The sequence below is a fragment of the Streptomyces kaniharaensis genome (genome assembly GCF_009569385.1).
In the GTDB taxonomy this organism is placed as follows: Bacteria; Actinomycetota; Actinomycetes; order Streptomycetales; family Streptomycetaceae; genus Kitasatospora; species Kitasatospora kaniharaensis.
The window spans coordinates 1215117-1237459 of sequence record NZ_WBOF01000001.1 but is presented as its reverse complement, the minus strand read 5'-3'; the positions used below and the strand labels follow the sequence as shown (position 1 = coordinate 1237459).

The 22343-nt window shown below is 70.0% G+C and carries 17 protein-coding genes, 1 tRNA gene and 1 pseudogene; 6 read left to right on the top strand and 13 right to left on the bottom strand.

Annotated features, from left to right (window positions below; translation table 11 throughout):
* Positions 1–206: 206 nt before the first annotated feature.
* Complete coding sequence (locus tag F7Q99_RS05630; protein ID WP_153460331.1) at positions 207–1073, top strand: helix-turn-helix domain-containing protein; 867 nt, start codon at positions 207–209, stop codon at positions 1071–1073.
* A 153-nt stretch (positions 1074–1226) separates the two neighbouring features.
* Positions 1227–2684, top strand: coding sequence for an aldehyde dehydrogenase family protein (locus tag F7Q99_RS05625; RefSeq protein WP_153460330.1), 1458 nt, complete (start codon positions 1227–1229; stop codon positions 2682–2684).
* A 9-nt stretch (positions 2685–2693) separates the two neighbouring features.
* Here F7Q99_RS05625 and F7Q99_RS05620 read toward each other — a convergent pair.
* From F7Q99_RS05620 to F7Q99_RS05600, 5 genes and pseudogenes are all read right to left on the bottom strand, one after another.
* Positions 2694–3002: pseudogene (locus F7Q99_RS05620) on the bottom strand (helix-turn-helix transcriptional regulator); the annotation flags it as partial.
* Positions 3003–3300: 298 nt separating this feature from the next.
* Positions 3301–5139 (bottom strand): bifunctional metallophosphatase/5'-nucleotidase, encoded by a 1839-nt coding sequence (locus F7Q99_RS05615; protein WP_153460329.1) that lies wholly within the window; start codon positions 5137–5139, stop codon positions 3301–3303.
* Between the two features lie 285 nt (positions 5140–5424).
* Complete coding sequence (locus F7Q99_RS05610) at positions 5425–5952, bottom strand: hypothetical protein (protein WP_153460328.1); 528 nt, start codon at positions 5950–5952, stop codon at positions 5425–5427.
* A complete protein-coding gene (locus tag F7Q99_RS05605; RefSeq protein ID WP_326846297.1) occupies positions 5939–7600 on the bottom strand; it encodes a VWA domain-containing protein in 1662 nt (553 codons plus the stop codon). The genes F7Q99_RS05610 and F7Q99_RS05605 overlap by 14 nt, the downstream gene beginning before the upstream one ends.
* Positions 7597–8691, bottom strand: coding sequence for a hypothetical protein (locus F7Q99_RS05600; protein WP_153460327.1), 1095 nt, complete (start codon positions 8689–8691; stop codon positions 7597–7599). Before F7Q99_RS05600 ends, F7Q99_RS05605 begins: the two co-directional genes overlap by 4 nt.
* Before the next feature lie 278 nt (positions 8692–8969).
* Between F7Q99_RS05600 and pyk the strand changes: the two genes are divergently transcribed.
* Together pyk and F7Q99_RS42470 are read left to right on the top strand one after the other, a co-directional pair.
* Positions 8970–10400 carry a pyruvate kinase gene (pyk, locus tag F7Q99_RS05595; protein ID WP_153460326.1) on the top strand — a complete coding sequence of 477 codons (1431 nt, stop codon included), beginning with the start codon at positions 8970–8972 and terminating at the stop codon, positions 10398–10400.
* Between the two features lie 57 nt (positions 10401–10457).
* Positions 10458–10592, top strand: a complete 135-nt coding sequence (locus F7Q99_RS42470; RefSeq protein WP_268267533.1) for a hypothetical protein — start codon at positions 10458–10460, stop codon at positions 10590–10592.
* Positions 10593–10607: 15 nt separating this feature from the next.
* On the opposite strand, the gene F7Q99_RS05590 is transcribed toward F7Q99_RS42470, so the two are convergent.
* The gene (locus F7Q99_RS05590) at positions 10608–11243 is read right to left on the bottom strand and encodes a hypothetical protein (RefSeq protein WP_326846296.1); all 636 of its coding nucleotides are present in this window, start codon (positions 11241–11243) and stop codon (positions 10608–10610) included.
* Between the two features lie 257 nt (positions 11244–11500).
* Positions 11501–11573, bottom strand: a tRNA-Leu gene (locus tag F7Q99_RS05585).
* Between the two features lie 140 nt (positions 11574–11713).
* Between F7Q99_RS05585 and F7Q99_RS05580 the strand changes: the two genes are divergently transcribed.
* Positions 11714–12328 (top strand): ANTAR domain-containing response regulator, encoded by a 615-nt coding sequence (locus F7Q99_RS05580; protein WP_153465831.1) that lies wholly within the window; start codon positions 11714–11716, stop codon positions 12326–12328.
* Positions 12329–12383: 55 nt separating this feature from the next.
* On the opposite strand, the gene F7Q99_RS05575 is transcribed toward F7Q99_RS05580, so the two are convergent.
* From F7Q99_RS05575 to F7Q99_RS05550, 6 genes are all read right to left on the bottom strand, one after another.
* Positions 12384–13100 carry an ABC transporter ATP-binding protein gene (locus F7Q99_RS05575; RefSeq protein ID WP_326846295.1) on the bottom strand — a complete coding sequence of 239 codons (717 nt, stop codon included), beginning with the start codon at positions 13098–13100 and terminating at the stop codon, positions 12384–12386.
* The gene (locus F7Q99_RS05570; protein WP_153465830.1) at positions 13097–13939 is read right to left on the bottom strand and encodes an ABC transporter ATP-binding protein; all 843 of its coding nucleotides are present in this window, start codon (positions 13937–13939) and stop codon (positions 13097–13099) included. The genes F7Q99_RS05575 and F7Q99_RS05570 overlap by 4 nt, the downstream gene beginning before the upstream one ends.
* Positions 13940–13947: 8 nt before the next feature.
* Positions 13948–15879, bottom strand: coding sequence for a branched-chain amino acid ABC transporter permease (locus F7Q99_RS05565; RefSeq protein ID WP_153460324.1), 1932 nt, complete (start codon positions 15877–15879; stop codon positions 13948–13950).
* 5 nt (positions 15880–15884) lie between these two features.
* Positions 15885–16814, bottom strand: a complete 930-nt coding sequence (locus tag F7Q99_RS05560; protein ID WP_326846294.1) for a branched-chain amino acid ABC transporter permease — start codon at positions 16812–16814, stop codon at positions 15885–15887.
* Between the two features lie 116 nt (positions 16815–16930).
* Positions 16931–18166 (bottom strand): branched-chain amino acid ABC transporter substrate-binding protein, encoded by a 1236-nt coding sequence (locus tag F7Q99_RS05555; RefSeq protein ID WP_326846293.1) that lies wholly within the window; start codon positions 18164–18166, stop codon positions 16931–16933.
* A gap of 618 nt (positions 18167–18784) precedes the next feature.
* Positions 18785–19249, bottom strand: a complete 465-nt coding sequence (locus tag F7Q99_RS05550; protein WP_153460323.1) for a PaaI family thioesterase — start codon at positions 19247–19249, stop codon at positions 18785–18787.
* Between the two features lie 301 nt (positions 19250–19550).
* Here F7Q99_RS05550 and polA point away from each other — a divergent pair, with 301 nt between their 5' ends.
* Positions 19551–22238, top strand: coding sequence for a DNA polymerase I (gene polA / locus F7Q99_RS05545; RefSeq protein WP_153465828.1), 2688 nt, complete (start codon positions 19551–19553; stop codon positions 22236–22238).
* The last annotated feature ends 105 nt before the right edge of the window (positions 22239–22343 follow it).

Genomic DNA, 22343 nt, shown 5'->3' with positions numbered 1-22343 from the left:
TACCCGGCACCCAGCACCAGTTCGGCCGCCTCGGTGCGCAGGCACGGGCCGGTGGGCAGCGGCGATCGTCCCATCCTCCCCGCCACCGCCGGCGGTCCCGCATGCTCCGGCCGGAACGCACCCCCTGACGGGCTGTTGTTCGTCGGTGCCAGATGGCAGACTGCGCCCGACGGCCGGGGGGCTGCGCGAGTGCGGAGGTTGACGCGATGAGCACGACTCAGGCAGGCGGGGGCGCCACGGTGCGGCGCCTGCTGCTGGGATCCCACCTGCGCCGGCTCCGTGAGGCCAGGGGCGTCAGCCGCGAGGAGGCCGGGTACTCGATCCGCGCCTCCGAGTCCAAGATCAGCCGGATGGAACTCGGCCGGGTCGGCTTCAAGGAACGCGACGTCGCCGACCTGCTCACCCTCTACGGCGTCGAGGCCGAGCACGAGCGCGCCGGCGTCCTCGCCCTGGTCCGCGACGCCAACGCCACCTCCTGGTGGCACGGCTACGGCGACGTGCTGCCGCCCTGGTTCCAGAACTACGTCGGCCTGGAGGAGGCCGCCACCGAGATCCGCAGCTACGAGGTCCAGTTCGTCCACGGACTGCTCCAGACCGCCGACTACGCCCGCGCCGTGATCTCCGCCGGCGGCCACGTCACCGAACCCGCCGAGATCGAACGCCGCGTCGAGGTCCGGCTGAAGCGCCAGCAGGTGCTCACCGCCGAACGCCCGCCCCGCCTGCTCGCCGTCCTCGACGAGGCCGCGCTGCGCCGGCCCTGGGGCGGGCCCGAGCTGATGCGGGACCAGATCGACCGGCTGCTCGAACTCACCGACCTGCCCCACGTGCGCCTCCAGGTGATGCCGCTCGGCTTCGGCGGGCTGCGCGCCGAGGGCGGCGCGTTCACCGTGCTCGGCTTCGCCGAACCGGAGCTGCCCGACGTCGTCTACCTGGAGCAGTTCACCACCGCGCTGTACGTCGACAAGCCCGCCGAGGTCGCGTCGTACACCGCCGCGATGGACGGCCTGCTCGCCGACAGCCTCAGTCTGGAGCGCACCCGGGAACTTCTCCGCTCCGTACGCCAAGAGCTGTGACCCGTCAGTACGATGAGCACTGATCAGATCCGATCACCGCTCGATTCATGTGTGCTGCACGTGGCTCACGCCTGATCCAGATCCGATCGGTGGCGTCCCGGGTGGTGTCCCGGGGCGTTCCAGAGGCTCTTCAATCGGCACGAGAGGGATCGGATGTCGTACTTCTCCGAGTTGGCGGCGCAGTACATCGACGGTGAATGGTGCACCGGAAACGGCTCCTGGGACATCGTCGACGTCGACCCCTACACCGGCGACAAGCTCGCCACGGTCACCATCGCCACCGTCGAACAGGTCGACCGGGCCTACCGTGCCGCCGCCCGCGCCCAGAAGGAATGGGCCGCCACCAACCCGTACACCCGCCGCCTCGTCTTCGAACGCGCGCTGCGCATCATCGAGGAGCGCGAGCAGGAGATCACCCGGGCCATCATGGCCGAACTCGGCGGCACCGCCCTCAAGGCCGGGTTCGAACTCTCGCTCACCAAGGACATGCTGCGCGAGGCCATGCAGCTGTCGCTGCTCGCCGAGGGCCGGCTGCTGCCCTCGCCGGTGGACGGCAAGGAGAACCGGCTCTACCGGCTGCCCGTCGGCGTGGTCGGCGTGATCAGCCCGTTCAACTTCCCGCTGTTCCTCTCGATCAAGGCCGTCGCGCCCGCGCTCGCGCTCGGCAACGGCGTCGTCCTCAAGCCGCACCAGGAGACCCCGGTCATCGGCGGCACCCTGATCGCCAGGATCTTCGAGGACGCGGGCCTGCCGGCCGGCCTGCTCAACGTCGTGGTCACCGACATCGCCGAGATCGGCGACGCCTTCATCGAGCACCCGGTGCCCAAGGTCATCTCCTTCACCGGCTCCGACAAGGTCGGCCGGCACGTCGCCACCGTCGCCGCCTCCCACTTCAAGCGGACCGTCCTCGAACTCGGCGGCAACAGCGCGCTCATCGTGCTCGACGACGCCGACCTCGACTACGCCGTCGACGCGGCCGTCTTCAGCCGCTTCGCCCACCAGGGCCAGGTCTGCATGGCCGCCAACCGGGTGCTCGTCGACCGCAGCGTCGAGGCCGAGTTCACCGAGAAGTTCGTCGCCAAGATCGCCTCGCTCACGGTCGGCGACCCCAAGGACCCGGCCACCCAGATCGGCCCCCTGATCAACCCCGTCCAGGCCGACTCCATCAGCGCCCAGGTCGACCAGGCCGTCGAGGCCGGCGCCACCGTCCTGCTGCGCGGCGAGACCAACGGCAGCCTCATGGACCCGGTCGTCCTCACCGGACTGCCCCTGGACGCGCCGATCCTCCAGTGCGAACTCTTCGGCCCGGTCGTGCTCGTGGTGCCCTTCGACGGCGAGGACGAGGCCGTCCGGATCGCCAACGACACCCCCTTCGGCCTCAGCGGCGCGGTCCACACCGGCGACATCGACCGCGGCGTGCGGGTCGCGCAGCGGATCGAGACCGGCATGATCCACGTCAACGACGGCACCATCGCCGACGAGCCGATCGTGCCCTTCGGCGGCGAGAAGAACTCCGGCCTCGGGCGGCTCAACGGCGACTACACGGTGGACGCGTTCACCACCGTGAAGTGGATCTCCATCCAGCACGGGCGCAGCCGCTTCCCGTTCTGAGAACCCTCGTTACGCGGCGCGGGCCTCCCGGCGGTAACCGCCGGGGGCCTGCCCATACTCGCGCTTGAACGCCTTCGCGAAGGCGTACTCCGAGCCGTAGCCGGTCCGCGCCGCCACCGCCGTCAGCGGCGCCTCCGACTCGCGCAGCAGCCGGGCCGCGGTAGTCATCCGCCAGCGCGTCAGGTACGCCATCGGCGGCTCGCCCACCATCGACGTGAACCGGCGGGCGAACGCCGCCCGGGACAGCCCCGCACGGTCCGCCAGCGACTCCACCGTCCACGCCGTCGCCGGCGCCTCGAGGATCGCCGCCAGCACCGGGCGCTGCGCCTCGACGACCTCCAGGACCTCCGGCCCGCCGAACGCCTTCTGGATCACTGCACGCATGCGGACTCTCCCTGTCCGTAGCCGGCCCTTCGCCGGGGGCCGTTCGCGATGCCTCTGCGTTAGGGAGATCGAATGAGCGGCTGAATATCCTCCAGTCTCCAGAAGATGTCCCATCGTCTCGCCGAGGAGCCGGTCAGGACGGACAGCGAAGCAGCGCGTCACCGCGAACGACACGAAGGCCGTCGGCCCGAGGCGGGTGCCTCGGGCCGACGGCCGTTCGGTGCGGGGTGGATCAGAAGACGGGCTGGCCGGAGCGGACGAGGCGCCAGGAGTTGGTGAAGAAGTCGGCCGGGTCGATGACGCCCTTGGCCTTCACCCAGGCGATCATCGTGTTGCGGATCTCGTCGGAGTTCGCCCAGATCTGCTTGGCCTTCGCGACGTGCGGGAAGTTGCCGCCGCCGTTGGCGCGGTAGTTGTTGACCGCGAGGACGAACTGGGCGGCCGGGTCGATCGGCTTGCCCTGGAAGGTCAGGTTGACGATCCGGCTGCCGGTCGGCTGGGCGATGTCGATGTCGTAGCCCAGGCCGTAGACCGAGTCGTAGTTGTAGTCCGGGGTGGTCTCGGCGCCGGTCAGGGCGTCCTTGTCGACCGGGGCGCCCGCGGCGAGCTGGTGGTAGTACTTCGCCGAGAACTCCAGGTAGTCCTTCAGCTGGGCGCCCGTCAGGACGCGGGCCTCCAGGGTGTTCTCGTAGATGTACAGGCCGGCCGCGTCGCGCAGCTTGACCTGGCCGGCCGGGATCAGCGCGGTCCGGTTGAACGGGGACGCCTGGGCCAGCACCGGCAGGTTGCCGTACTGCCCGCCCGCCAGCGCCGCCTTCACGGTGTCGGCCATGACCCGGCCGATCAGGTCGATGATCGGGGTCGCCTTGAAGCGCGACTCGGCGATCGACAGCTCGGCCTTGCAGGTGCCGATCTGCTGGTTGACGTACGCCACGACCTTCTTGTGCTGGTCGGTGATCGCGTTCACGATCTCCGGGTTCTCCGGCGCGGTGTTGGAGTTCAGCACCCGGGAGGAGGCCGAGAGGACCTTCCACGCGCCGTCGACGAACTCGACCTCGAAGTCGAAGCAGCTCAGGCGCTGGCCCCAGCACAGCGGCTCGGAGAGCACGACAGTCCTGCCGGTCTTCTTGTTGACGATCAGCCGCTGCGGCACCTCCTTGTGGGTGTGACCCACCAGCACCGCGTCGATGTCCGCGACCTTCTCCGCCATCTCGCCCGAGGCGTCCTCCGGCCAGGGCAGCTGGTCGCCGTAGGTGGTCGGCTCGTCGATGCCGGAGTGCGCCGAGACCACGATCACGTCCGCGCCGGCCGCCTTCATCCGCGGCACGTACTTGGCCGCCGTCTCGACGATGCCCGGGAAGACCATCTTGCCGCTGACGTTGGCCTTGTCCCAGATCGCGATGCCCGGGTTGGTGAGGCCGAGGATGCCGACCTTCAGCGGGGTGTCCTCGTCCAGCCACACCTCCTTGATCACGTACGGCTTGAAGGCCGGCTTCTCGTTCTTCGCGTGCAGGGCGTTGGCGCCCAGCAGCGGGAACTCCAGCTGGTCCTCGAAGGCCTTCACGGTGGGGATGCCGTAGTTGAACTCGTGGTTGCCGAGCGCGGCGGCGTCGTAGCCCATGAGGTTCATGGCGACGGCCATCGGGTGGTCGGGCACGTTGTTGCCGTCGGTGGCGATCGGCTCGACCCGGGCGTAGTAGTAGGTCAGCTGGGTGCCCTGGATGATGTCGCCGGAGTCGATCAGCAGGCAGCGGTCCCAGCCCTTCTCCTCGCGGACCTGGTTGGCCAGCGTGGAGATCTTGGCGAGGCCGACGGCGTTGTGCGCCTTGTCGGCGTACTCGGCGTCGGTGAAGTAGTCCCAGTTGAGCACCCGGCCGTGCAGGTCGGTGGTGCCCATGACGGTGAAGGCCTGCTTCCGGCTCCCGCCGTCGTGCTTGCCCTTGGGCTGCGCCTTGCCCGGCTCGGCGGCCGCGGCGGCGGGGGCGGCGGCGAGGGCGGTTCCGCCGACCAGGGCGGCGCCGGCGGCGGTGGCGGCGGACCGGGTGACGAAGTCACGACGGTTCAGGGACATGGACGACTCTCCCGGGTGGGGACTGACTGGCGAATGGATCGTCAACTGGCGTTCGCAGGCATGGATGACCATTGACGCGCGTAGAAGGACGCGCGTAGAAGTCTGCCGCGCACCCGGCCGGATGGGTAGTCCTCCGACGTTTCCAACAGGTGAGATCTTGGCGACTCGTTCGTGACGTGAGTCGACCGGGCGGCGGGTGGTAATGGAGGAGTGGTGATGGACCCTCAGGCCAAGGACCCGGGGACGAACCGGGCGGACCCGGGGCAGATCCACCCCGGGTCCGGTTCAGGCCAGCTCGGCGGCCAGCCGGTCGACCTCACGCCCGAGTTCGGCCTCCGCGTCCGGCCCGCCCGGGCCGGTCCACGGCCGCCACGTGCAAGCCCGCAGATAGCCCGCCACCGCGAGCGGCAGCCGATCCCGGGCGATCCGCTCCACCGCCGGCCCCGGCTCGGCGGCGCGCAGCGCGTCCAGCAGGTCGTCCACCTTCGCCGACGGCGGCAGCGGCATCGTGCGCAGGTACGCGGCCAGAGCGTCCAGTTCGGGATCGGGCAGCGCTGTGGGCGGCGGCGCCGGCGCCGACTGGTCGGGCTCGAGGAGCTCGACCGGCTCGACCCGCTGCTGCGTCGGCGCCGGGCCGGGCGTGAGCAGCGCGCCCGCCGCGTACAGCCCCGCCACCACCGCCGGCCACCACGCGCCGCCGAGCCCGGCGAAGTGCAGCACCAGCCCGATCGCGCCGCCCGCGCAGCCGACCAGGTTCCGGGTCGACTCCAGGTACCCCAGCACCCGCCGGCCCGCGCCCTCACTGGTAGCCACGGATCTCCTCGAACACCCCGTCCAGCGACCCCGTCCCGTCGAACAGCTTGCCGCCGGTCAGATCCGCGATCCCCTGCAGCTGGCCCACCGCCGCCTCACCGAACCTGATCGGGAACACCGGGACGGCCTTCTGCCCGGCCGGCAGCCCGTCGTGGAACTTCCGGAAGTCCCCGTCCGTGGCCCCCTCGTTGCTCTCCCCGTCGGTCATCAGCACGATCGACGTGAACCGGTCGTCCCCGGCCGTCTTCTGCTGCCGGTCGATCACCCGGTACGCCTCCTCCAGCGAGTCGTACAGCGCCGTGCCGCCCTCCGCCGCCAGCGACTGCACGTCCGCGTTGATCGACGCCAGCTCCGCCTGCGGGCCCGGCTGCGCCCCCGAGGCCGGCACCGCGTGCGTCTTCGTCCACTTCACCCCGGACGCGAAGGAGATCAGCGTCACCTCCTCGCGGTCCCGGAACCGGCGCGCCCCGCGCGTGTCGTCCGTCCCGGTCAGCCGGCCCAGTGCCGCCTTCAGCGCCTCGATCCGCGCACCCGCCATCGACCCCGAGGTGTCCAGCACGTACACCGTCCGCGACGGGCGGCGCAGCTCGTTCTGGTACGACGCCAGCAGCCCGTCCGCGACCCCCCGGCTCCCCGGGAACGGCAGCTCCCGGCGGCGGTCCGACGGCAGCCCCGCCGCGGGCGACGCCCCCGGCGTCACCGGCCGGCGCAGCGTCACCTCGGAGATCCGCTTCTGCACGTCCTCCCTGAGCAGGTACTGGGTGAGCCGCTGGAAGGAGTCGCGCTCGGTCTGGGCGGTCGAGGAGAGCAGGGAGAGCGGGTAGTCCGCCGACACCACGCCGTCCACCGGCCGGACCACCGTCAACTGCCGCTCCGCCGGCAGCGTCCTGTTCATCGACAGCAGCACCGACTCGTAGTTCACCAGCGCGCCCACCTTGCCCGGCTCGGCCCGGGAGTACGCCTGCGCCAGCCAGCCCGAGGAGCCGGACGTCAGCTTCTGCCCGGTGAAGAACCTCTTCAGCGACGGCGCCGCCTTCTGCACGTCCGCCTCGGTCAGCGCCGCGCCCGCGCCGGAGAACGCCGAGGCGACCGCCACCAGGGTGGAGAAACCCGAGTTCGAGCGGGACGGATCGGCCATCCCGTACGACAGCTTCCCGGCCGACGCCGCGTCCCCGATCTGCGCCCAGGTGACCTTCGAACCGTCGCCCCAGCCCAGGTCGCCGAGGACGGACGAGCGCACGCCCACCGCCACCGGGGAGACCATGACCGGGGTCTCGGAGAGGAGCTTCGCCCGGCCGGCGTCGTCCAGCCGCAGGTACTGGTTCGACGGGAACCAGACGGCGTCGTACCTCCCGTCCGCCCGGCCGGAGGAGACGGCGTCCGCGCCGTCCAGCGACCCCGTCCAGGCGAACTGCACGGTCACGCCGGTGGCCTTCCTGGCGTCCTCCAGGATCGGCGCCATGTCCTGCAGCTCGCTGCCCGCCAGGACCCGCAGCACTCCCGGCCGCGCGGTCGGCGCCGGCGCGTCCGTCGGCTTCGGCGCCGGGGGCGTGCCGCCCCCGGAGGACGAGGTGCAGGCGGTCACCACGAGCAGGGCCAGGGCGGAGCCCAGGAGTCGCCAACTCCTCTGCTTCATCGGGCTGTTCACTGGACCGCCTTCCCCTTGGCCGCCGCGACCAGCCTGAGCAGGAAGTCCTGCGCGGGCACCTGCGGCTGCTTCACCTTCGCCGCCGTGAGATCGGGTGCGAAGACCGGTTTGCGGAAGTCCTTCACCGCCTTGGCGAAGGCACTCGGATCGGCCTGCGGCCGGAACCCGAACCTGGCCTCCAGCGTGCGCAGTTGCTCGTCCTCCTGGAGCAGGCTCGCAAGCTTGGCGCCCTTCTCGTTCCGGGCGACGAGGGTGTGGTCCGAGTAGATCGTGGTGTCCGGGTACAGCACCACCATGTCGCCGGTTGACGTGCCGTTCATCGCCAGCTCGGCGACCTGCGACTCGTAGGCGAACACCAGCGGATTGCCGACGCCCGCGCTGAAGTCCTTGAACGGCTCGTCGCTGCTGCTCTTCTGCCCGCCCTGCAACGCGGTCGCGGTGCGCAGGACGTCCTTGGTGGCGTCGACGCCCGCCTGGTCGGACACCACATGACGATTGTTCAGAACATAGGAGAGCAGGGCGATGTACATCGCTCCCGAGGACGAGCTCTCCGGGTCTGTGGTGGTCACGAAGATCGTGCCGGACAGCTCCGGATGGGCGGCCGCGCCCGCGAGATCCTGCCACCTGCGACCGGACTTCAGCGCGGCCAGGTAGTCGTCCATCTTGAACGTCCAGACCCCGGAGTCGTCCTGGGTGGCCAGGGCGTTCTGCCGCAGCACCTGCGCGACCGGCTCGTGGGTCAGGACCACCAACGGGGAGTAGAAGGGCACCAGCGGCGAGTCCTGGAGGCCCCAAATGCGCTGGATCTCCTTGACCGGCGAGGCGCTGGCCGGGAAGGCGAAGTCCAGGCCGGGCTGCTTGGCCTTGTCGACCATCGTCCAGGAGCCGGTGGAATCGGCGTGGACCTCCAGCCCCTGCTTCGCCAGCTCGTCCTTGACCTGCTGGTTCTCGAAGAAGGCGCGTTTCTCCGAGCCGATCAGGCCGTTGACCTTGACGAGCTCCCTGGGCTCCGGATCCGGATCCGGGATCAGTGCGTACGTCACCCCGCCGAGCAACACCAGCGCCGCCAACACCCCTAAGGCGCGTCTCATACCGAACGGTTCCCCTCGTCCGCTACGTCAACCGGGTGGTCCCCGGGTGAAGAGCGTCCCGCCGGGCCGGGAGCGGCAGCCGAAGCAATGGTGAACCATACGTGAACACCCCTTCACGGAATCGCATCGGCGGACCGCTCCGGCGCGGTGCCGGACGGAGGCCGTCGCACACCGGTCCGACTGTGAGTCAGATTGTTCAACTCCCCTTACGGCAACGGTCATCCCGCCGTGCGGACCCACGTCGTGGTTACGCGCCGGTAATGCCTAGTCTCAGCACCATGCGCCGAGCAAAAATCGTCTGCACCCTCGGGCCCGCCACCGACTCGTACGACCAGATCAAGGCCCTGGTCGACGCCGGAATGGACATCGCCCGCTTCAACCTCAGCCACGGCTCCCACAGCGAACACGAGGAGCGCTACCGCCGCCTCCGCAAGGCCGCCGACGAGACCGGCCGCAGCGTCGGCGTCCTCGTCGACCTTCAGGGCCCGAAGATCCGGCTCGACACCTTCGCCGACGGGCCCGTACTTCTCGAACGCGGCGACGAGTTCACCATCTCCACCGACAACGGCGTCGTGGGGGACCAGGACATCTGCGGCACCACCCACAAGGGCCTCGCCGCTGACGTCTCCCGCGGCGAACGCATCCTCGTCGACGACGGCAGGGTCACCCTGGAGGTCGTCGAGGTCGACGGGCCGCGGGTGCGCTGCATCGTCATCGAAGGCGGGCTCGTCTCCGACCACAAGGGCCTCAACCTCCCCGGCGTCGCCGTCTCCGTCCCCGCCCTCGGCGACAAGGACGTCGACGACCTGCGGTGGGCGCTGCGCACCGGCGCCGACCTCGTCGCGCTCTCCTTCGTCCGCAGCGGGCGCGACATCCAGGACGTCCACCGGATCATGGCGGAGGAGGGCCGGTTCGTCCCGGTCATCGCCAAGATCGAGAAACCGCAGGCCGTCGACAACCTGGACGCCATCGTCGACGCCTTCGACGGCATCATGGTGGCCCGCGGGGACCTGGGCGTGGAGATGCCCCTCGAAGAGGTCCCCCTCGTCCAGAAGCGCGCCATCAAGCTCGCCAAGCGCAACGCCAAGCCGGTCATCGTCACCACCCAGATGCTCGACTCGATGATCAACTCGTCCCGCCCGACCCGAGCCGAGGCGTCCGACGTCGCCAACGCCGTCCTCGATGGGACGGACGCGTTGATGCTCTCCGGCGAGACGTCGGTGGGCAAGTACCCCGGCGAGGCGGTCAGGACCATGAGCCGCATCATCGAGGCCGTCGAGACCGACGTCCTCGCGGCCGGACTGCCCCCGCTGACGGCGGGCAGCAAGCCGCGCACCCAGGGCGGCGCCGTCGCCCGCGCGGCCGCCGAGATCGGCGACTTCCTGCAGGCCAAGTACCTCATCGCCTTCACCCAGTCCGGCGACACCGCCCGTCGCCTCACCCGCTACCGCTCACCCATCCCCGTCCTCGCCTTCACCTACGAACCCGCCGTCCGCAGCCAACTCGCCCTCACCTGGGGCGTGGAGACCTTCCTCGGCCCGTTCGTCCCCACGACGGACCAGATGGTCGAACAGGTCGACGCCGCCCTGCTGTCCCTCGGCCGCTGCCGGAAGGGCGACATCGTCGTGATCACGGCCGGCTCCCCGCCCGGCCTCGCCGGCTCCACCAACCTCGTCCGCGTCCACCACGTGGGGACATTGGACGCCTGACAGGCCTCGGGCGGCATCCCTCGTGCGAGGGATGCCGCCCACACGAGGAGGAATGCAATGCACGAGCACACGCTCTGGCGGGAACTCCGCGAGGAGATCCTCAACTGGCCTGGCGCGGGCGCGGCCTACGAGGCCGCGAGAGCCCGCTTCGAACGCGAAGAGCAGATTGAACCGGAGCCAGAGGACGGCTGAACCGCTGCGCCGCCGTCAGTACTTGGGGCCGATGTGGGCGTCCATGAGGGCGACGGAGTCCCTGCGGGCGATGGAGACGTTGATGGCACCGGTGGGGCGGGCGACGGATTTCCACCGGACGCCGACGGCGTCGAGGGTGGCCGTGAAGAGGCCGACGATGTCGGCCGAGGTGTTGGTGAAGAAGTAGCGCGGGTACTCGTAGCGCTTCTGGACGCCGCCGACCGTGCGGGTCGTCCAGTTGGTGATGCGGCAGCCGTCGGAGTGGATCAGACCGCGCAGGAACTCCCACGGGTGGGCGGCGGTGATCTCCTGCTGCCACGGCGCGAGGGCGATCGGCCGCAGATGCTTCGGGCCGCGGCCGTGCTGCGGAAAGAGGCACGGCCAGTGCTTGCTGGTGCTGACGACGCTGGTGCAGCCGGGCGCGTGGGCGCGCTGGACCTTGTTGTGCGGCATGACGGCCGAGATGGCCAGTGCGCACGCGTCGATGAGACCGGGCCAGGCGTCGCAGCAGGCGATGCGGAGGGCGTAGACCTTGCGACGGCCTTCGCTGATACAGCCGTCGCCAAGGTAGAGGCCAAGCAGATAGGCATAGTCAGGGCGTGGCCGTGCGGGATCGAGGCGGCCGTCGCCAACCGGGCACTCGGCGGTCATGCGTGGGCTTGGCACGGCACCGGATGCCCACTCGCGGATCGCAAATCGAGATATTCCGGTCGCACGGCTGACTTGGCTGACGGTCAGCCCGGATGCGCGGAGGTCAAGCGCTCGTTGCCTTGTGGCCATGTCGTACATGTGACCGAGATTGCACACTCGGATGGACGTCGGCCTGCGAACAACGGGATCTTCACTCGCTTGGGTGAAGATCCCCAGCGGTGGCGCCGGATCGACATTCCTTCGATTTAAAGGAAAAGTGCCCCGAGTGGGATTCGAACCCACGCTGTATGGTGTTTGAGACCATCGCCTCTCCCGCTGGGCTACCGGGGCATTCGCAGTTTCGAAGGCTGGCCCCGACCCTGCGACACCAAACATACCGTGTCTAGGTACCCTCATGCATGCAGTACCCCGCCGGAACGAGGAGCCCCGTGAGCGCCGCCGACGAGCAGGCACAGCCGCTTGAGACCGATATGCCCCAGATCACTCGGATTGTGATCGCCGAGGACGAGGCGTTGATCCGTCTTGATCTCAAGGAGATGCTCGAAGAGGAGGGTTACACCGTCGTCGGCGAGGCCGGGGACGGGGAGACGGCGGTGCGGCTGGTCGAGGAGCTCCGCCCCGACCTGGCGATCTTCGACGTGAAGATGCCGATCCTGGACGGGCTCTCCGCTGCCGAGCAGATCCACGAGAAGCACCTGGCGCCGGTGCTCATGCTCACCGCGTTCTCGCAGCGCGAGCTGGTGGACCGGGCCCGTGACGCGGGCGCGATGGCGTACATCGTGAAGCCGTTCAGCAAGTCGGACCTGGTGCCGGCCATCGAGATGGCCGTGTCGCGGTACACCGAGATGCGAGAGCTGGAGAAGGAGATCGCCGATCTCTCCCAGCGGCTGGAGACCCGGAAGCTGGTGGACCGGGCGAAGAGCGTGCTGCAGACGAAGTTCGGGCTGAACGAGCCCGCCGCGTTCCGGTGGATCCAGAAGACGTCGATGGACCGTCGGATGACGATGGCCGCGGTGGCCGAGGCGGTCATCGAGGAGGGCGAGGCCCAGGACCGCAAGAAGGCCGAAGAGGCCAAGGGGGAGTAGCGAAGACAGCGAGAAGGGCCCGCCGGCACCGGCGGGCCCTTCTTCGTGGCTGGGCTCAGTCCTCGCCCAGGTAGGCCTTCCGCACCGACTCGTCGTGGAGCAGGTCGGCGCCCGTGCCCGTCAGGACGATGCGGCCGGTCTCCATGACGTAGCCCTGGTCGGACAGGGACAGCGCCGCCTGGGCGTTCTGCTCGACGAGCAGGATGGTCGTGCCGCTCGCCTTTAGCTCGACGATCGTCGCCATGATCTTCTGCATCATCAGCGGCGACAGGCCCATGGACGGCTCGTCGAGCATCAGCAGCTTGGGCTGGGACATCAGCGCCCGGCCCATCGCGAGCATCTGCTGCTCACCGCCGGACAGCGTTCCCGCGGCCTGCTTGCGGCGCTCGCCGAGGATCGGGAAGAGGCCGTAGGCCCGTTCCACGTCCGCCTGGATGCCGGCCGTGTCGCTGCGCAGGAACGCGCCGAGGAGGAGGTTCTCCTCGATGGTCATGCGCGGGAAGATGTGCCGGCCTTCGGGGGAGTGGGCGAGGCCGAGGGACACGATCTTGTGGGCGGGTACGGCGGAGAGGTCCTGGCCGTCGAAGGTGACGCGCCCGCTGGTGGGCTTCAGCAGCCCGGACAGGGTGCGCAGGGTGGTGGTCTTGCCGGCGCCGTTGGTGCCGATGAGGGTGGTGACCTCGCCCTGGTTGACGGTGAAGCTGATGCCCTTGACGGCTTCGATCTTGCCGTAGGCGACGCGGAGGTCCTCGACCTCGAGGAGTGCGGTCACTGGTCGGTCTCCGTAACGGTCTCCGCAACTGCGGTGGTGGTGCTTTCGAGCGGGGCGCCGAGGTAGGCGGTGATGACGCGTTCGTCGTTCTGGACGGTCTCGCGGTCGCCTTCGACGATCTTCTGGCCCTGGACGAGGACGGCGGTGCGGTCGCACAGGTTGAAGATGAAGCGCATGTCGTGCTCGATGACGAGGATTGAGACGCCCTTGTCGCGGATGGCGAAGACGAGTTCCTCGGCGGCTCTGGTCTCCTGGGGGTTCATGCCGGCGGTGGGTTCGTCGAGCAGGAGGAGACCGGGGTCGGAGGCGAGGGCGCGGGCGATCTCGAGCTTGCGCTGCTCGCCGTAGGGGAGGTTGCGGGCGAGGTGCTCGGCCTTGTCGGCGAGGCCGGTGAAGGCGAGGAGTTCCATGGCCTTCTCGCGGCTCTCGGCCTCGGCGCGGTGGTAGGAGGGGCCGCGGAGGATGGCGGAGAAGATGCCTTCCTTGGTGCGGCTGTGGCGGCCGACGAGCACGTTCTCCAGGACGGTCATGTTGGCGAAGAGCCGGATGTTCTGGAAGGTGCGGGCGATGCCGGCCTGGGTGACGAGGTGGGGCTTGGGCGGCAGGACGGTGTCGCGGTAGCGGACGACGCCCTCGGTGGGGACGTACAGGCCGGTGAGGCAGTTGAAGAAGGTGGTCTTGCCGGCGCCGTTGGGGCCGATGAGGCCGATGATCTCGCCCTCGCCGACGGTGAGGGAGACGTCGTTGACGGCGGTGAGGCCGCCGAAACGCATCGTGACGTTGGAGACTTCGAGCAGGGGCTTGACGGCCTGGGGCTGCTCCACAGCGGTGGTGGTCATCTGGCTGGTCACGCCCCTGCCTTGGTGAGTGCTGCGGTGTCGGCGATGGGCTGGGCCGGGATGGCGGCCTCGTGGAACTCCAGCTGCTGGCGCCGGTTGGGGATGAGGCCCTCGGGGCGGACGCGCATCAGGACGATGAGGGCGATGCCGAAGGCGAGGAGCTGGTAGTCCGAGAGGAACTCGAGCTTCTTGGGGATGAGGAAGAGGAGGGTGGCGCCGGCGAGGGGGCCGCTGATGGTGCCCATGCCGCCGAGGATGACGGCGGCGAGGAGGAAGGCGGAGTTGGGCGGCAGGGCCTCGGCGAAGGTGTACTGGTCGGGGGTGACGGTGTAGCTGACGTGCGCCTGGACGGTGCCGGCGAGGCCGGCGAGGCAGGCGCCGAGGGCGAAGGCGAGGAGCTTGAGGCGGAAGCCGTTGATGCCCATGGCCTCGGCGGCGGTCTCGTCCTCACGGATGGCGACCCAGGCGCGGCCGATGCGGGAGTTGCCGACCCGGGCGAAGACGAGCACGACCAGGGCGGTGACGAGGAGCATCAGCAGGTAGTAGTTGGAGAAGCGCCCGAGTTCGATGCCGGCAATCGTGTGGGGCTTGCCGAGGTCGAAGCCGAAGATCTCCAGGTCGGGGATCCGCGGGATGCCGTTGGAGCCGTTGGTGATCTTGGGGCCGGTGGTGCCGTTCAGGTTGAGCATCGTGATGCGGAAGATCTCGCCGAACCCGAGGGTGACGATGGCGAGGTAGTCGCCGCGCAGTCGCAGGGTCGGGGCGCCGATGAGGACGCCGAAGACCATGGAGACGGCGGCGCCGGTGAGCATCGCGGCCCAGAAAGGGAACTGGACGTGGATGGGCGAGGCGGGGGAGCCGGAGACCAGGGCGGCGGCGTAGGCGCCGACGCCGAGGAAGGCGACGTACCCGAGGTCGAGCAGGCCCGCGAGGCCGACGACGATGTTGAGGCCGAGGGCGACGGTGGCGAAGATCAGGATGTTGGCGGCGACCGAGGTGTACTGGTCGCTGGTCTGGGTGAACGGGAAGCTGGCGGCGGCGGCGAAGGCGGCGCCGGTGGTGACCGGACGGTGCTTGACGGTCAGCGCGCGCAGCCGGGCGAGCAGGCCGGACTTGGCGAGGGCGGCGACGATGAAGGCGGCGAGCAGCAGGTAGCCGGTGAAGAGCTCGCCGTACTCGGTGTCGATGCCGAAGGTGATCGCGAAGAGGCCGAGGCCGAAGGCGACGACGATCAGCAGGACCTCGGCCCAGGACGGGAGTTGGCGCGGCGCGGTCAGCGGCCGCTCGACGGTGCCGAGGCGCAGCCAGCTGTTGGCGAGGTGGCCGAGCTGGACGAGCAGGATGGCGCCGGTGGCGATGGCGAGGCCGCCGGCGAGGGCGGTCATGACCGGGGCGACGGGCTTGTCGTCGGGGATGGCGTGGGCCGCGTACCAGCCGACGGGGGCGGCGGGGACGAGGAGGAAGAGGCGCCGGTCGAGGACGCGCAGCGGGACGTGGGTGCGCCGGTCGAGGGGGAGGCCGAGGGCGCCGAGGACGGTGAGGATGCCGCCCGCGCCGAGGACCCAGCCGCCGGGTTCGAGGTTGGCGAGCCCGCCGAGTTCGACGGAGATGGCGGTGACGGAGAACAGGCTGATGGCGAGCGCGCCGGCGGCGGCGTACAGGACGGCGTTGTGGCTGCGGGTGGGGGCGGCCCAGCGCAGGCCGGGGGTGCCCTGGGCGGCGAGGAGCAGGACGAGGGTGAGGAGGCCTGCCGTGAGGGCGAGCCACTGGAGGCCGGCGGGGGAGCCGGTGTAGGTGAGGTCGCCGGGGAAGTCGGAGGTCCAGGTCCAGGAGAGGGCGGCGGAGGCCGCGGTGGCGAGGGCGCCGAGGCCGGTGAGGGCGGCGGCGGCCCGGGCCGGCAGGGGGATGACCGGGGTGGTTTCGGTGCTGGTGGTGGTCATGGTGGTCACGCCCTGTCCGCGACGCGCTCGCCGAGCAGGCCCTGGGGCCGGACGAGGAGCACGAGGATGAGGAGTACGAACGCCCAGACGTCCTTCCAGGCGCCGCCTCCGAAGAGGTGCATGCCGGGGAGGTGCTGGATGTAGCCGGTGGCGAGGCTTTCGGCGAGGCCGAGGGCGACGCCGCCGAGCATGGCGCCGTAGATGTTGCCGATGCCGCCGAGGACGGCGGCGGTGAAGGCCTTGAGGCCGAGGAGGAAGCCCATGCGGAAGTCGACCTGGCCGCTGCGCAGGCCGTAGGCGACGGCGGCGACGGCGGCGAACGCGGCGCCGATGGCGAAGGCCATGACGATGATGCGGTCGGTGTCGATGCCCATGAGCTTGGCGGTGTCGGGGTCCTGGCTGGTGGCCTGCATGGCGCGGCCGGAGCGGGTGCGGGTGACGAACCAGCCGAGGGCGAGCATGCAGAGCGGGGCGGCGATGATCAGGAAGACGTCGCTGCGCTGGATGGTGATGGAGCCGAGGCTGAAGGGGTCGCCGGGGATCTTGGGGAAGACGCGGGCCTTCTTGGCGTCGGGGTAGAAGGAGAAGACGAGCTGCTGGAGGAGGATGGACAGCCCGATCGCGGTGATGAGGGGGGCGAGTCGGGGGGCGCTGCGCAGCGGGCGGTAGGCGAAGCGCTCGGCGGCGACGGCGGTGAGGGTGGAGACCAGGATGCCGGCGATCAGCATCAGCGGTAGGGCCAGCCAGAGTGTGGTGCCGCCGGGGAGGGCGAGGTAGGCGGTCAGCGCGCCGAAGCCGCCGACCATGACGATCTCGCCGTGGGCGAAGTTGATGAGCTGGACGATGCCGTAGACCATCGTGTAGCCGATCGCGACGAGCCCGTAGAGGGCTCCGAGGATCAGGCCGTTGGCCAGCTGCTGCGGTAGGTCGTGCACCGCTGGGCCTCCGTTGTGCGTTCGGGGTGTCCGCGTGGGTGGTGGATGTGGGCGCGCGCGGGGGCACTCGTGGCACCCCCGCGCGCTTGTGGTGCTGGAGAAGTGGGGCCGACGGCTCAGCCGCTGAAGGTGCCGGACTTCTCCACGGCCCACTTGCCGTCCTTGACGGTGTAGACGGTGAGCTGCTTGTTGGTGGTGTCGCCGAACTCGTCGAACGAGACCTTGCCGGTCACGCCGTCGAAGGAGACCTTCTGGACGGCGTCGACGACCGCGGCGCGCGGGCTGCCGGGCAGCTTGCCGTTGTTGGCGGTCACGACGTTCTTGAGGGCCTCGATGATGGCCCAGGCGCTGTCGTAGGAGTAGCCGCCGTAGGTCTCGTAGGCGTCCTTGTAGCCGGCGGCCTTGTAGTCGGAGATGAACTTGGCCGCGGTGGGCAGCTGCTCGACGGGCAGGCCGACGGCGGTGGCGTAGTCGCCCTGGCTCTTGGGGTTGAGCTTGATGAAGTCGCCGCTCTGGATGCCGTCGCCGCCCATCAGCGGGATGGCGACGCCGGCCTCCTTGAGCTGGAGGGAGAGCGGGCCGGCGGCGGGGTACTCGCCGCCGTAGTAGACGGCCTCGGCGCCGGAGCTCTTGACCTTGGTGACGATGGCGGCGAAGTCGCGGTCGTCCGGGTTGACGTGCTCCTCGCCGACGATGGTGCCGCCCTGCTTGGTGAACTCTCCCTTGAAGGTGGCGGCGAGGCCGGCGCCGTAGGTCTTCTGGTCGTCGATGAGGAAGACCTTGGTCTTCTTGGCGTCCTTGACCAGGAACTGGGCGGCGAACGGGCCCTGGACGGCGTCGGTGGTGGCGGTGCGGAAGTAGGACTTGAAGGGGCGCTTCTTCTCGCCGCTGGCCCACTTCTCGCCCTGGCTGAGGGCGACGCCGGTGTTGGCGGGGGAGATCTCGACGAGGTTGGCGTCGTTGAAGATCTGCTGCATCGACTGGGCGACGCTGGAGTTGAGGGGGCCGACGACACCGACGACGCTGTTGTCGGCGACGAGCTGGGTGGCGTTCTGCTGGCCGGGGGCGGGCTTGGCGGTGTCGTCGAGGGCCTTGATCTGGAACTTGACCCCGGGGACCTCGTTCTGCTCGTTGGCCTTCTTGACCGCGAGCTCGACGGAGTTGCGGATGCCGAGGCCGAGGGCGGAGAGGTCGCCGGTGAGCGGGGCGTCGACGCCGATGGTGACGGTGGTGGCGGAGCCGCCGTTGCCGCCTCCGTCGCCGGACTTCTTCTCGCCGCGCGAACCGCACGCGGAGAGGCTGAGGGCGCCGATCACGGCAATGCTCACGACAACTGCTGAACGATGACGCACGAGGGTGTCCCCTTCTGTTCAGAAAGGCGCCGCGCCTGAAATGGCGGGAGCCGAGGTGCGCGATGGGCCTGGCCCAATCCGGTGGCGCGGTGACTGGCCGTGACTCTAGATGCCGCCGGGGCGGCTCCGGCAGGGGTGTGGCGAGGCTGTGATTCTCTTGTTATGAGCACACGTAGCAGTTGTCTCAACATGTGGTCGTTCAAGCGCGACCGACCCGGTGGTTTCGGGCCCTCAGGCGCTGGTAGAGCCATGTAAGGGCTGGAAATGGGGGTTGCTGCTGGATACACCGGTAATCGGACGAGAGCGTTCGGTGTGCAGGTTTCGGGCGTTGAGGTCCGTAATACGGACATCAACGCGCCTGTCAAGGGGCTCCGGGAGTGCTTTCGAGCTCCGGAGCTGACGGGTCGTCTGATTTCTCGATTGTTACGGAGCGTTATAAAGTTTAAAAACTGTGTAGCCGGTGTCCGGAAATGACACCGCCCCCTTGTTCGGACCAACGCCTGCCCAGGGCAGTCGATGGTCAAACAAGGGGGCGGAAAAGGGACTTGATGATCCGTCGGCTATCGGGATTGCCGTCGGGATGGCTGACGGGGAGGCGCCGGAGAGGCGCCGGGGACGTCAGAGGTCGCGCAGCATGCAGGTCAGCCGACAGCTGGTCACGCGCTTGCCGGTGTCGTCGGTGATCGCGATCTCGTACGTGGCGGCGGTGCGCCCCTTGAACACGGCGGTCGCGACCCCGGTGACCAGCCCGGAGGTGGCCGAGCGGTGGTGCGTGGCGTTGAGGTCCACGCCGACCGCGTACCGGCCGGGGCCGGCGTGCAGCATGGCGCCGATCGAGCCCAGCGTCTCCGCCAGCGCGGCCGACGCGCCGCCGTGCAGCAGCCCGTACGGCTGCTGGTTGCCCTCGACCGGCATGGTGCCGACCACCCGGTCGCCGGAGGCCTCGACGATCCGGATGCCGAGCTTCTCGCCGAGGTGGCCGCCGGAGAAGGTCTCCGGGGTGACGCCGAGCTTGGCGAAGTGGTCCAGCACGTCCTGCGGGACCTTCAGGACGGGGGCTGCGTCGGGGGCCGCATCGGTCATGGGGGGAAACTCCTGCCGCTCGGGGGTCACGTCGTCGTGTTTGCCTGTGATCGTACGACCGCCCTACTCCGCGGTAGTGATCGCGTCCCGGGAGCTGGCGTGGCGGGACGGACTGCGCGCCCTTCGGCCGCGCCCCGCGCCCGTCCTGCGCCCGGCCTGCACGGCGCCCCTTTTGTCGGTGCCGGGCCATAGGATCGGTGGCCGGTAGTGGAATCGGCAGGAACGGGACGTTGACGTGGCTACGCAGAGTACGGACAAGGGCGCGACGGGTGGCGGCGGGGCCGGCCCGCGACCCCGGCTGATGCTGCTCGACGGGCACTCGATGGCCTACCGGGCCTACTACGCCCTGCCCGTGGAGAACTTCAACACCTCGACCGGCCAGCCGACCAACGCGGTCTACGGCTTCGCCTCGATGCTCGCCAACACCGTCCGGGACGAGCGGCCCACCCACCTCGCGGTCGCCTTCGACCTCTCCCGCCAGACCTTCCGCTCCGTCGAGTTCCCCGACTACAAGGCCAACCGGGCCAAGACGCCCGACGAGTTCCGCAGCCAGATCGGCCTGATCGGCGAACTGCTCGACGCCATGAACGTCCCGCGGCTGACGGTCGAGGGCTTCGAGGCCGACGACATCATCGCCACCCTGGCCACGGCCGCCGAGGCGGCCGGCTTCGACGTCGACATCGTCACCGGCGACCGGGACTCGCTCCAGCTGGTCACCGAGCACGTCACCGTCCTCTACCCGACCAAGGGCGTCTCCGAACTCACCCGCTACACCCCGGAGAAGGTCGCCGAGAAGTACGGCGTCACCCCGCGCCAGTACCCGGACCTCGCCGCCCTGCGCGGCGACCCGTCGGACAACCTGCCCGGCATCCCCGGCGTCGGCGAGAAGACCGCCGCCAAGTGGGTCAACCAGTTCGGCTCCTTCGACGAACTCGTCGCCCGCGCCGACGAGGTGAAGGGCAAGATCGGCGAGAAGCTGCGCGACCACCTCGACTCGGTCAAGCGCAACCGCGTCCTCACCGAGCTCGTCCGCGACGTCGAACTCCCGCTCGGCGTGGCCGACCTGGCCCGCGTGGCGTTCGACAAGGCCGCCGTCGGCACCCTGATGGAGTCGCTGGAGTTCCGCAACGCCAACTTCCGCGACCGCGTCTACGGCATCGACCCGGCCGCCGGCCAGGAGGCCGCGGAGGCCGAACTCGCCCCCGGCGTCGAGGTGGACGGCGAACTGCTCACCGACCCGGGCACCCTCGCCGCCTGGCTGCGGCAGCACGCCTCCGACGGCAAGACCACCGTCGCCCTCGCCGCCGTCTACCAGTGGGCGCTCGGCACCGGCGAGGTCACCGAAGTGGCGCTCGCCGCCGGGCCGTCGGCCGCCTGGTTCGACCCGGCGCTGCTCGCCGAGGAGGACGAACGAGCCTTCGCCACCTGGCTCGCCGACGCGGCCGCCCCCAAGGCCCTGCACATCGCCAAGCAGGTCATGCGCGCCTTCGCCGAGCGCGGCTGGACCATCGAGGGCGTCGTCGCCGACACCGCCCTCGCCGCCTACCTCGACAAGCCCGGCCGCCGCACCTTCACCCTGGAGGTGCTCGCCGAGGAGTACCTGGCCCGCTCCCTCGCCCCGGCCCCCGCCGCCGAGACCGGCCAACTCGCCTTCGACGCACCGGAGGAGGACCCGACCGCACACGCCCAGGCCCTGATGCTGCAGGCCCGCGCCGTGCTCGACCTCGCCGCGCACTTCGACACCCGCCTCGCCGAGGTCGGCGCCACCGAGCTGATGCGCGACATGGAGCTGCCGATCGCCGCCCTGCTGGCCCGCATGGAGCGCTACGGCATCGCCGCCGACCGCCCCTGGCTCACCACCCTGGAGACGCAGTTCGCCGCCGAGATCCAGCGCTGCGTCGAGGAGGCGCACGCCGCCGCCGGGCACGAGTTCAACCTCGGCTCGCCCAAGCAGCTCCAGGAGATCCTCTTCGGCGAACTCGCCCTCCCCAAGACCAAGAAGATCAAGACCGGCTACACCACCGACGCCGACGCGCTCACCTGGCTCGCCACCCAGACCGACAACGAACTGCCGGTCATCCTGCTGCGCCACCGCGACCAGGCCAAGCTGCGCACCACCGTCGAGGGCCTGCTCAAGACCGTCTCGCCCAAGGGACGCATCCACACCACCTTCAACCAGATGGTCGCCGCCACCGGCCGGCTCTCCTCGCAGGACCCGAACCTGCAGAACATCCCCGTCCGCACCGAGGAGGGCCGCGCCATCCGCCGCGCCTTCGTCGTCGGCGAGGGCTACGAGTCGCTGCTCACCGCCGACTACTCGCAGATCGAACTGCGCATCATGGCCCACCTGTCCGAGGACGAGGCGCTCATCGAGGCCTTCGCCTCCGGCGAGGACCTGCACACCACCGTCGCCTCCCAGGTCTTCGAGGTCCCCGGCGCCGCGGTGGACGCCGAGATGCGTCGCAAGATCAAGGCGATGTCCTACGGCCTCGCCTACGGCCTGTCCGCGTACGGGCTCTCGCAGCAGCTCGGCATCAAGCCGGCCGAGGCGCAGGGCCTGATGGACACCTACTTCGAGCGCTTCGGCGGCGTGCGCGACTACCTGCGCCGCGTCGTCGACGAGGCCCGCGCCACCGGCTACACCGAGACCCTGCTCGGCCGCCGCCGCTACCTGCCGGACCTCAACAGCGACAACCGCCAGCGCCGCGAGATGGCCGAGCGGATGGCCCTCAACGCCCCGATCCAGGGCTCGGCCGCCGACATCGTCAAGATCGCCATGCTGCGGGTGGACGACGCGCTGCGCGCCGCCGGCCTCACCTCCCGGATGCTGCTCCAGGTGCACGACGAAATCGTGCTGGAACTGGCCCCGGGCGAACGCGAGCAGGTCGAGGCGATCGTCCGCGAGCAGATGGCCGGCGCCTACCCGCTGCGCGCCCCCCTGGACGTCTCCGTCGGCATCGGCCCCAACTGGGAAGCCGCCGCGCACTGACGGACCGCCGTCGAACGGGCCCGGACGCGTGCAGCGTCCGGGCCCGTCGCCGTCCGCGGCCCCGGGGGTGGCCCAGGCCGCTCGCCTGGAACTGGTCCCTACGAT